The sequence below is a fragment of the Actinobacillus ureae ATCC 25976 genome, from assembly GCF_000188255.1.
In the GTDB taxonomy this organism is placed as follows: domain Bacteria; phylum Pseudomonadota; class Gammaproteobacteria; order Enterobacterales; family Pasteurellaceae; genus Actinobacillus; species Actinobacillus ureae.
In genome coordinates, this window is the sequence record NZ_GL831080.1 from 249,847 (window position 1) to 263,793 (window position 13,947).

The window sequence follows — 13,947 nt, forward strand, 5'->3', positions numbered from 1 at the left end:
CCCCTAAATTATTTACAATTACTTCACTTTTAATAACATTATTATTATTCATATAATACCTCTAGAACTTTAAGATATAAATCAGACTTAATCACTTTATTTTTACCTACCCCAACACCACCCTCGCATTCCTAAACAATCTCATCCACGCCCCGTCTTCTGTCCAGTCTTCTGGGTGCCATGAGTTACTGACTGCGCGGTAAACACGTTCTGGGTGTGGCATCATGATGGCTACACGTCCGTCTGTGTTTGAAATTGCGGTGATGCCGTTTACCGAGCCGTTCGGGTTAGCCGGGTAAACTTCTGTCGGTTGTAAGTTGTTATCGATATATTGTGCGATTACAAGTTTTTGTGCGATTAAGCCGGCAAGTTGTTGTGCCGATTTGAACTCCACTTGACCTTCACCGTGTGAAACAGCAATCGGCATATGTGAACCTGCCATACCTTGGAACCAGTGGCTGTTGGTTTCGTTGATTTTTACTAAGCCGACACGTGCTTCGAAGCGTTCCGATTTGTTACGCACGAAACGTGGCCAGTTTTCTGTACCCGGGATAATTTCCGCTAGGTTTGAAACCATTTGGCAACCGTTACATACACCTAATGCAAGCGTGTTCGGGTTGGCAAAGAATTGGCTGAACTGTTCACGCAACATTGGATTGAATAAAATCGATTTCGCCCAACCACCGCCGGCACCGAGTACGTCACCATAAGAGAAGCCACCACACGCAACTAACACATTGAAATCTTTAAGGTTTCTTCTGCCAGCCATTAAGTCTGACATATGTACGTCAATCGCATTAAAGCCAGCACGGTCGAATGCTGCCGCCATTTCGTAATGGCTATTTACGCCCTGTTCACGCAAGATAGCAATAGTCGGCTTCACGCCTTTATTGATAAACGGTACGGTAATATCTTCGTTAACATCATAGGTTAAGAAAGTCGATAACCCTTTGTTATTCGGGTCTTTTTTGGTTTCAAACTCTTGATCCGCACATTCTGGATTATCACGTAAACGTTGCATTTGGTGGGTTAATTCCGCCCAAATTCCACGTAATTTCGAACGTTTTTCGTTAAGAAGTTTGAGGCTGCCACGGCTAATCACAAAACGATCGTCTTCGTGTACCGTACCTAAATCTTTGGTTAAGCCCAGTAAATTATGTGCATTTAATACTTCACGCACACGAGCTAAATCCGCATCTTTTACTTGAATAACCGCACCAAGTTCTTCATTGAACAATACCGCTAAATCGTCATCGCCTAACGCTGAAATATCAATCTCTACGCCGCAGTTGCCGGCAAACGCCATTTCCGCAAGAGTAGTAATTAAACCACCATCCGAACGGTCGTGGTAAGCAAGTAATTTGTCTTCCGCCACCAAGGTTTGCATTACATTAAAGAAGTTTTTGAGGCTTTCTACATTCACAACGTCCGCCGGTTTATCGCCAAGTTGTTTGTAAACTTGCGCTAATGCGGTTGCACCTAAACGGTTTTTACCTTCACCCAAGTCAATTAATAATAGGCTTGATAGGCCTTTATCGGTACGTAGCTGTGGTGTAACGGTTTTACGTACATCTTCCACACGAGCGAATGCCGAAATCACTAATGAAAGCGGTGCAGTTACCGATTTTTGCTCACCGTTTTCTTCCCACGTAGTACGCATTGACATTGAGTCTTTACCTACCGGAATCGTAATACCTAACGCAGGGCAAAGCTCTTCACCAACCGCTTTTACCGCTTCATAAAAACCAGCATCTTCACCTTCGTGACCCGCCGCCGACATCCAGTTTGCCGAAAGTTTAATACGTTTTAATTCACCGATATTAGTTGCAGCAATATTGGTGATCGATTCTGCCACTGCTAAACGTGCAGACGCACCGAAATCTAATAAAGCAACCGGCGCACGTTCGCCCATCGACATTGCTTCACCATAGTAGCTGTCTAAACTTGCCGTGGTTACCGCGCAGTCCGCTACCGGAATTTGCCATGGGCCAACCATCTGGTCACGTGCCACCATACCGGTTACCGAACGGTCACCGATAGTGATTAAGAAGGTCTTTTCTGCGACAACCGGTAAACGTAACACACGATGTAGCGCTTCTTTTAATTGGATCTGTTGGCTATCAAGCGGTTGATTTTCAACGGTTTTTGACGAAACGTCACGGTGCATTTTCGGTGTTTTGCCGAGTAACACGTTCATCGGTAAATCAATCGGGTTATTGTCGAAATGATCATCTTTAAGAGTTAAGTGTTTCTCTTCGGTCGCTTCACCGATCACTGCAAACGGCGCACGTTCACGCTCACATAATTCTGTAAATAACGCTAATTTTTCCGGTGCAACCGCTAATACATAACGCTCTTGCGATTCATTACACCAAATCTCAAGCGGTGACATACCCTTTTCGTCACATAAAATTTTACGTAAATCGAATTTACCACCACGATCGCCATCGTGAACTAATTCCGGCATTGCGTTAGATAAACCGCCCGCACCTACGTCATGGATAAAGAGAATCGGGCTATCTTCGCCTAACTGCCAGCAGCGGTCGATCACTTCTTGGCAACGACGTTCCATTTCTGGGTTTTCACGTTGTACCGAAGCAAAATCCAAATCTTCTTTTGCTTTACCTGAAGCCATGGACGAAGCCGCACCGCCGCCTAAGCCAATGTTCATTGCCGGACCACCAAGTACGATTAATTTCGCACCGACCGGAATTTCGCCTTTTTGCACATGTTCGGCACGGATATTACCAATACCACCTGCGAGCATAATCGGTTTGTGGTAGCCACGCACTTCTTCGCCGGCAAAGCTGTTTACTTTTTCTTCATAAGTACGGAAATAACCTAATAACGCCGGACGACCGAATTCGTTGTTAAATGCCGCACTGCCCAATGGACCTTCGATCATAATATCGAGTGCCGAAGCGATACGATTCGGTTTTGAAAGCGGGTTTTCCCACGGCTGTTCAAAGTTTGGAATAACAAGGTTAGAAACCGAGAAGCCGGTTAAACCTGCTTTTGGTTTTGCACCGCGACCAGTTGCACCTTCGTCACGAATTTCACCGCCAGAGCCGGTTGCTGCGCCCGAGAATGGCGAGATCGCAGTCGGGTGGTTATGGGTTTCCACTTTCATTAAGATATGAGCATCTTCTTGATGCGCACGGTATTGACCGTCTTGATCCGGGAACCAGCGGCCGACTTTTGAACCTTCCATTACCGCTGCATTATCTTTATAAGCTGAAAGCACGTAATCCGGGGTTTTCTCGAAGGTGTTTTTAATCATTTTGAATAATGATTTTTCTTGTTTTTGACCGTCAATCGTCCAGTCCGCATTAAAGATTTTGTGGCGGCAGTGTTCTGAGTTCGCCTGTGCGAACATATAAAGTTCAATGTCGTTTGGGTTACGATTTAAAGCGGTGAAATTTTCGACTAAATAATCAATTTCATCATCGGCTAACGCTAAACCTAAATTCACGTTCGCTTCTTCTAACGCTTTACGACCGCCGTTTAAAATATCCACGGTAGTGAACGCTTTCGGTTCTTGTTGAGCAAATAAATTCGCCGCTTGCGCTTCGTTATCTAACACCGTTTCTAACATACGGTCGTGTAATAAACCTTTTAAGGTTTCGATTTGTGCTGCTGTCGGCTCTGCGCTGAATTCAAAATAGTAAACTAAACCACGTTCGATACGATTTACCGCTTGTAAACCACAGTTGTGTGCAATATCAGTCGCTTTTGGAGACCATGAAGAGATGGTACCGATACGAGGGGTCACAATTAAGCAAAAACCGGTCGACTCGTGTTCGGCAAGAGTCGGGCCGTAATGTAAAAGTTCTTTAATTTCAGAGGTTTGCGCTGCGCTAAGTTCAGCGTTTAAAGCGACAAAATGCACATATTCCGCATAGACCGATTTTACCGGCAACGCATTTTGTTGGAATTTGGTTTGGAATTGGTTAAGACGAAATTCAGAGAGGGCAGGAGAGCCACGAAAGGTTTGTACAATCATTGTTGATTCCGTATTTGAGAAATAAAAAAATTCTCTGCCATTATAGCGGATAACGCAAACGTTTGCATTGCAAAATTTTATTCAAACAACACGAAAATCAGATTTTATTTACCCAGAAATTTTCCGAGCGTTCTCTTGAAATTTTCTAGATTAAAAATATAATACAAATCATTTTTATTATCATACAATGATTTTATATGCTAAAGAAATTTTCATTATTACTCATTTCGAGCATTTTCTTATTTGGTTGCGCTCATAAACCACTTTCAGAACAACAATTACACTCACTTGGCAACATTGTCGATTTAAGCACGCAACAGCACCTTACGCTATCGGAATTGCTACAACGACTCCCCGCTTACACCTATGTGTTGCTCGGTGAAGAACACGATCAGCCGGTTCATCACCAAATTGAAGCTTACCTGATGCAAAAATTAGAGCAAAAAAGACCGCTTGCGGCGGTAGTGCTAGAAATGCTCTCGGTCGATCAACAAGTGCAAATTAATCAATTGCAACAACAGCAAACAGCGTTATTCGCCGAAGAAATTCCGGCACAAATCGGCTGGAAACACTGGGATTGGCATCAATATCAAGACTTAATCGTTAGTCGTTTGTCTTCAGCGACACCGTTAATTGCCGCTAATTTAACTGAGGCTGAGATCAAAACCTTATATGCCGGAGCGCAGCCGTTACGAGGCTCAATATCTGTGACACCACAAGTTCGAACCCAGTTGGCGCAATTAATTCAAGCGCATCACCCGTTGCCACCAAACATCTTAGAAAAAGCGGTTACCGTACAGCAATTTCGTGACCGCCGTATGGCGGAAATGTTGGTAAAAAATACGCCAAATTCGACCGCTTATGCCCTCTTGGCGGCGGGTAATAATCACGTACGCAAAGATCTCGGCGTACCGCTTCATTTACAAGACTTTGACCACAAAAACAAAGCGAAAACCATTTCAATTATGCTCAAAAGCCAGCGTTCGGAAGCTGCAGCCATCACGCTACAACAAGCCGATTACGTTTGGTTAACTGAGTAATTTTTATAACAACCATAATTAAGGAGAATGAATGAAATTAAATCGTTTGAGCCCGTTCTTCATCGGCGGTTTCGCCGGTATCTCAAGCCTAGCGAGTATGGCAACGGAACAAAATCTGACACTCGATCCGGTTTACGTATTAGAAAAAAACCAAACTAATGCGAATTTCGAATCATACAGTAAAGCCGGGGCGGCAAGCAGCCGTGATATCGGCGAAAATGCAATGCAAAATCTCGATAGCGTGGTGCGTTCGATTGCCGGCGCTTATACGCAAATCGACCCGGGTCAAGGTGCGGTAAGCGTGAATATTCGTAATATAACTGGCTTAGGGCGTGTGAATATGATGGTGGACGGCGTACCGCAAACCCAATTAGGTACATCAGCAAATGGAGGCGGAAAATTCCATGAGGGAAACGGACCAATGAGCCAATTCGGGGCGTTAATCGACCAAAACTTTTTGACCCGTGTGGATGTTTCTAAAGGGCATTCGGACGGCGCTGCTGGGGTGAACGCATTAATAGGCAGTGCAAATTTTAAAACCATTGATGCAGAAGATGTGCTCTTAGAAAACCGTAAAATCGGTGCTTTAACTAAACTAAATATCGGCTCGAACGGTTTAGGTCGCAACGGAATGCTCGCAGTTGCGGCAAAAGACAATTTTGCACAATCAGGCAGTCTCAGCGGTTTATTTGCTCTGAGCAAACACAAATTATCGCAAAATTATAAACGTGGTGACGGCTCTTCTTCGGAACAAACCAATTATTTGAGCGGACTCGATCAACAACCTCGTTCTTATTTAGCCAAAATCGCTTTAAAGCCGGAGCAAAACAGTGAATTAAAAGTCTCTCGCCGTGTTTATAATAACAATATTGCCGGGCGAGAAATTGACAGCTACACCAATGCGCTTGAAGCAAAATACAATGCGCATCCGTGGCTAAATGTACACTTGCTCGCTTCTAACAGCAGAACATCGCAGGTTTATAACCAAGGTGCTACGCTCTGGACGCTTAATGATGCAGCAACTCTAAATCGTTCCAATACATTCGATATACACAATAATGCGAAATTCGATTTTGGGCATAGCAACTTAGATTTAGCGCTTGGCTTTAGCCTCTTCAATAATAAATATGTGCGCCACTTGCCGCTTAATGAAAACAATAATAGCGGTGCAGTGGCAAATAGCGCTTTTGCGCCGCAAGGTAAGCAAAAAATCAAATCATTCTACTGGAACACTGCGCTTGAGGCTGGCATTTTTACCCTTAAAGCCGGCGCCAGCCACTCGCACTATCGCTTAACCGGCGATAAACCGGAATGTGATACGGATGATGCGATATATTGCCTTCCTTCTTGGCATTTAAACATCAATCGTAAATACAGCTCCGCTGATCCATCGGTAAATTTATCGGCAAAAGTGACCGCTTGGTTCGAGCCTTTTATTGAATATGCTGAGACTACTCGTGTGCCGAATGTACAAGAGATGTTTGATACCAACCGAAACGGTTTAAGTGTGAATCCTTTCTTGCGTCCGGAAAGTGCGAAAACCACGCAAGCCGGTTTTAATATCACTCAAGATAAATTATTCACTGGAAACGATATATTAGGGCTAAAAGCAGTTTATTTTAACTCGCATATTACCGACTATATTTTCAAAGAGTCTTTTTACGGCTGCGGCAACCGCTTATGCAACAATTTAAATGCGGCGGACGGTTCGCTGCAGGCACAACTTTATGTCAATGCACCCAACAAAGTAAAAAGCAAGGGCTGGGAAGTCGAGCTCAATTACGACGCGGGACAATTCTTTACTAATTTTTCCTACACTCGTAGCGCAACCACACAGCCAACTTCTGTCGGTGCCATTATTTTCGGTGGATTTGGTACGGAATCTTATACAGTGCAACCGAAAGATCATGCAACCTTAGAACTCGGCACTCGATTACTGGAGAAAAAACTGACGCTCGCTACCACTTTCAAATATACCGGTAAAGCGAATCGAGTTCATATCGAAGGTGTTGATTCGGACGGCAAAGTGTTGATTGAAAGACTACCGAAAATTCCGTTAATTGTCGATTTTTATGCCAACTATAAGTTAAACCGACACGTAACCTTAAAAGCCGGTATCCAAAACTTGATGAATAAAAACTATCTAGATGCACTAAATTCATATAACTCTTCCACCCATGAAGATTACGATGATGACACCGGGCTGTATAAATTCAGCAATACTGTACGAGGCAGAACATACACGGCAGGGGCGGAAATCCGTTTCTAAGTGAGAGGAGATAAAAATGAAATTGGTAAAAATTTTAGCTTTTTTAACCACTTGTATCGGCTTAAACCAAGCGATTGCACAAGAACGTATCGTCAGTATCGGTGGTGATGTCACTGAAATTATCTACGCATTGGGTGCCGAACAGACGCTTGTCGGGCGAGACAGCACCAGTATTGCACCGCTTGCCGCACAACAACTGCCGGATGTCGGTTATATGCGCCAACTAAATGCAGAAGGTATTCTAGCTCTCAAACCGACCAAGGTGATTAGTTCCGAGGTAGCACAACCTTCCGCCGTATTTGAGCAGCTTAAAAGCGCTGGAATTACGATTGAACGAGTGCCATTTGAGTACTCACCGGACAGTGTTATTCGTAAAATTCAGCTAATTGGAAACTTGGTAAATAAACCGCAACAAGCGGCTAAATTAGCTGAAAATTTTGCAAATGAGCTAAAAGCCATCTCCAATTCGCCTCTAGATGTCCGTATTTTATTTATCCTAAATCATGCGGGTTCGAATTATATGGCGGCAGGCAAAAATACCGTAGCGGATACCGCCATTCGCTTAATCGGTGCCACCAATGCGATGCAAAACAGTATCCGTTTTTCACCGATTTCACAAGAAGGTGTGATTGCCGCTCGTCCGGATTTGTTAGTGCTGACGAAAATGAGTTTGGAAAGTTTAGGCTCAATAGACAAACTCTGGGCGTTGCCCGGTATGTCGCTAACGCCTGCGGCTAAAAAGAAAAATGTTATCGTACTAGATGATTTAGCCGTTCTTGGTTTCTCGCTAACGACACCGACCGAATTGTTAAAAATGCGCCAAGCCGCAGAACAGGTACAACATGACTAAAACAATTTGGTTAGTTGCTCTCGGCTTCGCACTGTTATGTAGCGCTATTCTTGCAGCCAACCTTGGCGCCCTCTCGATTACTTGGCGTGATTTATGGCAACTCACTTTTGATGATAGCCAATGGCAAATTTGGCTCAACATCCGACTGCCTCGCATTTTACTCGCCATTTTAGTCGGTGCAGGGCTAGCGATTGCCGGTACGTTATTTCAAGGTTTGTTTCACAATCCGATGGCGGATCCGGCATTAATCGGCGTGAATAGCGGAGCTTCTTTAGCTGTAGCGCTGTTTATCTTGCTGCCAAATATTCTACCGGAACAATGGCTATTATACGGCACAATGTTAGTCGCCTTTAGCGGCAGTATGTTGGTCGCTACGCTGATTTATTGGTTGGGATATCAAGGACAAGCTTCGGTGAATAAATTGTTATTGGCAGGGATTGCCGTTAACGCTCTCTGTTTTTCCTTGGTTGGGATTTTGACTTATGTGAGCAATGACCAACAATTACGCCAATTTAGTTTATGGACGATGGGCAGTCTCGGACAAGCGCAATGGAAACCGCTGATAGTTGCAAGTTGTGTGATGATTCCGACCGCTTGTTTTGCCTTAACACTCGCCCGCTCACTCAATTTACTGCAGCTCGGCGAGGAAGAAGCGCATTATTTAGGCGTGAATGTCATACTTTTAAAAAAAGCGTTGGTCTTAAGCGGTGCATTATTAGTCGGTTGTGCGGTAGCGGTCAGTGGTGCGATCGGTTTTATCGGTTTGGTGATTCCACATTTAGTACGTTTTAAATTCGGTGCCGATCATCGTTGGGTTATCCCCGCTTCCGCCATATGTGGTGCAATCCTATTGTTATGGGCGGATACCTTAGCTCGTACCATGGTTGCACCGGCGGAAATTCCGGTGGGAATGCTAACCAGTTTTCTCGGTGCGCCCTACTTTTTATGGTTGGTAATTAAATATAAGGAAGGCAGATGATTTGCAAAAAATCCGCAGAATTTGACCGCTTATCCGAGGTATTAAGCGCCAAACAATTGGCTTATCAGATTGACGGACGCATTATTTTACAATCGGTCAACTTGTCGCTGAAAGCTGGTGAAATCAGTGTATTAATCGGTGCGAACGGTGCAGGAAAATCTACCCTGTTGCGTTTGCTTGCCGGCTATTTACCGTTAACCAAAGGCGAAATTCAGTTCAATCAGCAAAATTTAGCCGATTTTCGACCGCTTGCATTAGCGCATCAGCGAGCAGTGATGCAACAACACAGCCAAATCAACTTTCCGTTTTTGGCGGAAGAAGTGATCCGAATGGGCAGCTATCAACGCCATATTAGTGAGACGGATATAGCACAAGTCGTGACCGCAACCGAATGCCAATCGTTGCTGAACCACCAGTATCGTTATTTATCCGGTGGCGAGCAACAACGCATTCAACTGGCTAGAGCGTTATTGCAGCTCTGGCAGCCGGATATGCGGGGTAAAATCTTGTTTTTAGACGAGCCAACCTCCGCTTTTGATTTACACTATCAACAACACTGTTTGCGTTTATTACGCAAGCTCTGTGATGAACGAGGTTTAACGGTTTGCGCCATTCTTCATGATCTCAATCTCGCTACACTTTATGGTGATCGATTAATGTTATTGGCTGAAGGAACAATTCAGGTGCAGGGCAGCCCGCAAGCAGTCATAAATCAAGCAAATATTGCAAAATGGTATCGTTCGGAAGTGGCGATCGTATCTCACTGTATTCATTCAACCCCGCAAGTAATGCTATTACGTTAAAAAATTGTAACAACTAAGAGATATTAAAATTAAATATAAACGGAATTTTTTTAAATTTTGAAAAAATTCCGCTTATTCTACTTCCTTGGAGGTAAATTAGATTGCAATTTATATTAATTAAGTGGAGAATGGAGAACCATATTTCTGAAACGTCGTTTCAGAAATGAAATAAACTCAATTTCATCTTAATTTTCGTTTATAGGATTATTAGTATGGGTCTTTTTGAACAAACAAATCCAAATCGTCGTCGTTACGGCTTAGCGGTATCTTCATCGGTATCATCGCTGGCATTATTTCAGCATTCGTAAAATGGGGTGCAGAACATCCATTCCCACCACGTAGCCCGATCGATTTATTCCAAGCGGCTTATCCACAACCTGTTTTAGATGCGTTAAATTCAGGTTCATTAGCAATGGAAGGCGCATTAGCACAATGTTCGCGTGCGGTATTAAACCCACCGGCAGTTTTCTTGCGTGATTACATTGGTATCGACCCTTATAACACCGTAGCATTTACTTTTGCGGATCACCCGTTTAACTCAATCGGTGTAACACACATGATTTTCTCATTAGTATTCGCTATCGGTTACTGCTTAGTGGCGGAAGTGCTCCCGAAAATTAAATTCTGGCAAGGTATTGGTGCAGGTATCATCGCAAATATCTGTGTATACAACATTACATTCCCAGCATTAGGTTTAACACCACCGGTAGCAGAATGGCCTTTATATGAACACATCTCTGAATTAGTTGGTCATATCTTCTGGTTCTGGACAATCGAGGTAATTCGTCGTGGTTTACGTAACCGTATTACCAAAGAGCCGGATGCGGAAATTCCTTTAGAACAACCGCACCGCTAATCGAAACACTTGTTTCAACCAAAAAGTTATAAAAAAATAGCTTCTGAGCCTTTCCATTTCTACTTAATTCGATCCAAAATTCTTATCAGTTTTTTAAGCTTTTTGTCTTAACCTCACCTACTACTTACTATGAATTGGTCTTACGTTGTTAATGCGATTCCACGCTTTATTGACGCGGCAATCATTACTCTCCGGCTTTCAGTTTGGGGAATCTTGCTGTCATTAATCTTCGGCTTATTAATCGCTGTGATTACCGCTTATCACGTGAAACCGTTTAACCGGTTGGCGCGCGGTTATATCGAATTATCTCGTAATACCCCTCAGTTGATTCAACTCTTCTTTCTTTATTACGGCTTACCGAAAATCGGCATTAAATGGGACGGTTTTACCTGCGGTATTATTGCCTTAGTTTTTCTTGGGACAAGTTATATGGCGGAAGCGTTACGTGCCGGTTTACTTACAGTACCGAAAGGGCAAACTGAAGCGGCAAAAGCGATTGGTCTAAACCGTTTTCAAGTGTTTCCCTATGTCATTTTTCCGCAAGCATGGGCGGTATCCATTCCGGCGATCGGTGCAAATGTACTGTTTTTAATTAAATAAACCTCCGTGATCAGCGCGGTTGCTGTGGCGGAATTAATGTTTGTCACCAAAGATATTATCGGTATGGACTACAAAACCAACGAAGCCTTGTTCTTATTATTCGCCAGCTATTTAGTGATTTTATTGGACGATTTCACTGTTAGCTCGCCACTTTGAAAATAAGGCTCGGAGTGCAAAATATGGGGTTTGATTGGTTATTTGAAGGGCAAAATGCCTCTAGACTCGCACAAGGCTTATGGCTAACCGCCCAGATTTCATTTATTTCGGTTGGTTTTTCATTAGTATTCGGTACGCTATTCGGCTTATTGATGCGAGCAAATAATGTTTTTGTACGTGCTGTTTGTCATTTTTATCTGGAAACTATTCGTATAGTGCCGATCTTAGTGTGGTTATTTACGCTCTACTTCGGACTATCTACTTAGTTTAATCTGCATATCAGCGGTTTTTGGGTATGTATTTGGGTATTTACCTTATGGGGTGTTGCCGAAATGGGCGATTTGGTACGAGGTGCATTAGCCTCGATTGAAAAATATCAAATCGAATCCGCAAAAGCATTAGGTCTAAATCGTTGGCAAATTTTTCAATATATCGAATTACCACAAGGTACACGCCGAGTATTACCGCGGGCAATTAATCCGTTTACCCGTATGGTAAAAACCAGTTCGCTCGCCGCCTTAATCGGTGTGTTCGAAATGGTTAAAGTCGGACAACAAATCATTGAGAATGCGTTATTGACGAACCCTAGCGCCTCTTTTTTTGTCTATGGATTATATTTTCTGATTTGTTACCCGTTGTCACTGCTTGCAACACGCTTAGAACACAAATGGGAGAGCTAAATGGCGTTACTTTCTATCCGTAATTTACAGAAAAAATATGGCGAAACGATCGCTATTCCCAATTTAGATTTGGATTTAGCCAAAGGTGAAGTGGTTGTCATTTTAGGCCCGTCCGGTTGTGGTAAAAGCACTTTATTGCGCTGCATAAACGGCTTGGAAGAAAAACAAGGCGGCAGCATTGTAATGCAAGATGTCGGCGAATTCGGCAAAGATTTAAGCTGGGAAGCCTCTCGTCAAAAAGTCGGTATGGTGTTCCAAAGCTATGAATTATTCGCGCATTTAAATGTGATCGAGAACATTTTATTAGGCCCGATCAAAGCGCAACGACGTTCACGTTAGGAAGTTGAAGCCCAAGCGGATAAATTACTTGCTCGTGTCGGTTTGTTAGATCGCAAAAACGCTTTTCCTCGAGAATTATCCGGTGGTCAAAAGCAACGTATTGCGATTGTACGTGCCTTATGTATGAATCCGAAAGTAATTTTACTCGATGAAATTACTGCAGCACTCGACCCGGAAATGGTGCGAGAAGTGTTAGATGTGGTGCTAGAACTGGCGGAAGAAGGAATGTCGATGTTAATCGTCACTCACGAAATGAACTTTGCCGAAAAAGTAGCGGATCGGATTGTCTTTATGGATAAAGGTGTGATTATCGAACAAGCGCCGCCGCATCAATTCTTTAGTCAACCGCAAACCGAGCGAGCTAAACAGTTCTTAACCGGTATGCACTATTAATTTGCGATATACAAGCGGTTAAATTTCGCTAAATTTTTACAAAATACGGCTTCTAGCCGAGCAACGATTTTAAACAGGAGCATTTTATGAAACTGAACACAACATTAAAAACATTACTGGCAACCGCGATTGCCGCTTTTGCCTTAACGGCATGTGACAATGGGAATAATGCGCCATCGTCCGCTCAAGATAGCGTTGCACAAATTAAAGCAAACGGCGTTATTCGTATCGGTGTATTCGGCGATAAACCTCCGTTCGGCTATGTCGATGCCAACGGTAAAAGCCAAGGATTTGACGTGGAAATTGCCAAAGAGATCGCTAACGACTTACTCGGTAGTCCGGATAAAGTGGAATTTGTTTTGACCGAAGCGGCAAACCGTGTCAAATATTTAAAATCTAATAAAGTTGATCTGATTTTAGCTAACTTTACCAAAACACCGGAACGTGCTGAAGTGGTAGATTTCGCCGCGCCGTATATGAATGTGGCATTAGGTGTGGTATCACCAAAAGGGGCGTTAATTACCGACCTCAAACAGTTGGAAGGCAAAACTTTATTAGTCAATAAAGGGACGACTGGCGATGCGTATTTCACCAAAAATCACCCTGAGATCAATCTGTTAAAATTCGACCAAAACACAGAAACCTTTGACGCGCTTAAAGACGGGCGTGGTGTAGCATTAGCACACGATAACGCGTTAGTCTGGGCATGGGCGAAAGAAAACCCAACCTTTGACGTGGCAATCGGCAGTGTCGGTCTGGCGGAACAAATTGCCCCAGCGGTACAAAAAGGCAATCAAGCATTGCTAGAGGTTATCAATAAAGAAATTGCCGAGTTAAAAGCGAATGGCAAATTAAAAGCGGCTTATGAAAAAACCTTAGTACCGGTTTACGGTGATAAACCTGAGTTACTCGCACAATAATCCGTTCTCTTTACAAAAAAAAGCCCGAAGATGATCTGCCCCCCAAAAGTTGGACTAAA

Annotated in this window: 7 protein-coding genes and 4 pseudogenes; 10 read left to right on the plus strand and 1 reads right to left on the minus strand. The window is 43.3% G+C overall.

Annotation, left to right across the window (positions count from 1 at the left end):
- Window positions 1-106: 106 nt before the first annotated feature.
- The gene (gene purL / locus HMPREF0027_RS01210; RefSeq protein WP_005621466.1) at window positions 107-4,003 is read right to left on the minus strand and encodes a phosphoribosylformylglycinamidine synthase; all 3,897 of its coding nucleotides are present in this window, start codon (window positions 4,001-4,003) and stop codon (window positions 107-109) included.
- Window positions 4,004-4,200: 197 nt separating this feature from the next.
- On the opposite strand from purL, the gene HMPREF0027_RS01215 reads away from it, so the two are divergent.
- From HMPREF0027_RS01215 to HMPREF0027_RS01260, 10 genes and pseudogenes are all read left to right on the plus strand, one after another.
- Window positions 4,201-5,043: a ChaN family lipoprotein gene (locus HMPREF0027_RS01215; RefSeq protein WP_005621468.1), complete on the plus strand. Its 843-nt coding sequence runs from the start codon at window positions 4,201-4,203 to the stop codon at window positions 5,041-5,043.
- A 31-nt stretch (window positions 5,044-5,074) separates the two neighbouring features.
- A complete protein-coding gene (locus HMPREF0027_RS01220; RefSeq protein ID WP_005621470.1) occupies window positions 5,075-7,312 on the plus strand; it encodes a TonB-dependent receptor domain-containing protein in 2,238 nt (745 codons plus the stop codon).
- A 16-nt stretch (window positions 7,313-7,328) separates the two neighbouring features.
- Window positions 7,329-8,162: a heme/hemin ABC transporter substrate-binding protein gene (locus tag HMPREF0027_RS01225; protein ID WP_005621472.1), complete on the plus strand. Its 834-nt coding sequence runs from the start codon at window positions 7,329-7,331 to the stop codon at window positions 8,160-8,162.
- The gene (locus tag HMPREF0027_RS01230; RefSeq protein ID WP_005621474.1) at window positions 8,155-9,141 is read left to right on the plus strand and encodes a FecCD family ABC transporter permease; all 987 of its coding nucleotides are present in this window, start codon (window positions 8,155-8,157) and stop codon (window positions 9,139-9,141) included. Before HMPREF0027_RS01225 ends, HMPREF0027_RS01230 begins: the two co-directional genes overlap by 8 nt.
- Complete coding sequence (locus HMPREF0027_RS01235; protein ID WP_005621476.1) at window positions 9,138-9,944, plus strand: heme ABC transporter ATP-binding protein; 807 nt, start codon at window positions 9,138-9,140, stop codon at window positions 9,942-9,944. The genes HMPREF0027_RS01230 and HMPREF0027_RS01235 overlap by 4 nt, the downstream gene beginning before the upstream one ends.
- A 212-nt stretch (window positions 9,945-10,156) precedes the next feature.
- Window positions 10,157-10,800: pseudogene (locus HMPREF0027_RS01240) on the plus strand (YagU family protein).
- A 129-nt stretch (window positions 10,801-10,929) separates the two neighbouring features.
- Window positions 10,930-11,590, plus strand: a pseudogene (locus tag HMPREF0027_RS01245) (amino acid ABC transporter permease).
- A pseudogene (locus HMPREF0027_RS01250) lies at window positions 11,580-12,236 on the plus strand (amino acid ABC transporter permease). The pseudogenes HMPREF0027_RS01245 and HMPREF0027_RS01250 overlap by 11 nt, the downstream one beginning before the upstream one ends.
- Window positions 12,237-12,968 (plus strand): annotated as a pseudogene (locus HMPREF0027_RS01255) (amino acid ABC transporter ATP-binding protein). It begins immediately after the preceding pseudogene.
- Window positions 12,969-13,054: 86 nt separating this feature from the next.
- Complete coding sequence (locus tag HMPREF0027_RS01260; RefSeq protein ID WP_005621487.1) at window positions 13,055-13,888, plus strand: cysteine ABC transporter substrate-binding protein; 834 nt, start codon at window positions 13,055-13,057, stop codon at window positions 13,886-13,888.
- The last annotated feature ends 59 nt before the right edge of the window (window positions 13,889-13,947 follow it).

What these genes read in the sequence shown, in the direction of transcription:
- HMPREF0027_RS01215 (WP_005621468.1), top strand. Translation starts at nt 4,201, where the DNA reads ATGCTAAAGAAATTTTCATTATTACTCATTTCGAGCATTTTCTTATTT.
- HMPREF0027_RS01225 (WP_005621472.1), top strand. Translation starts at nt 7,329, where the DNA reads ATGAAATTGGTAAAAATTTTAGCTTTTTTAACCACTTGTATCGGCTTA.
- HMPREF0027_RS01220 (WP_005621470.1), top strand. Translation starts at nt 5,075, where the DNA reads ATGAAATTAAATCGTTTGAGCCCGTTCTTCATCGGCGGTTTCGCCGGT.
- HMPREF0027_RS01230 (WP_005621474.1), top strand. Translation starts at nt 8,155, where the DNA reads ATGACTAAAACAATTTGGTTAGTTGCTCTCGGCTTCGCACTGTTATGT.
- HMPREF0027_RS01260 (WP_005621487.1), top strand. Translation starts at nt 13,055, where the DNA reads ATGAAACTGAACACAACATTAAAAACATTACTGGCAACCGCGATTGCC.
- HMPREF0027_RS01235 (WP_005621476.1), top strand. Translation starts at nt 9,138, where the DNA reads ATGATTTGCAAAAAATCCGCAGAATTTGACCGCTTATCCGAGGTATTA.
- purL (WP_005621466.1), bottom strand. Translation starts at nt 4,003, where the DNA reads ATGATTGTACAAACCTTTCGTGGCTCTCCTGCCCTCTCTGAATTTCGT.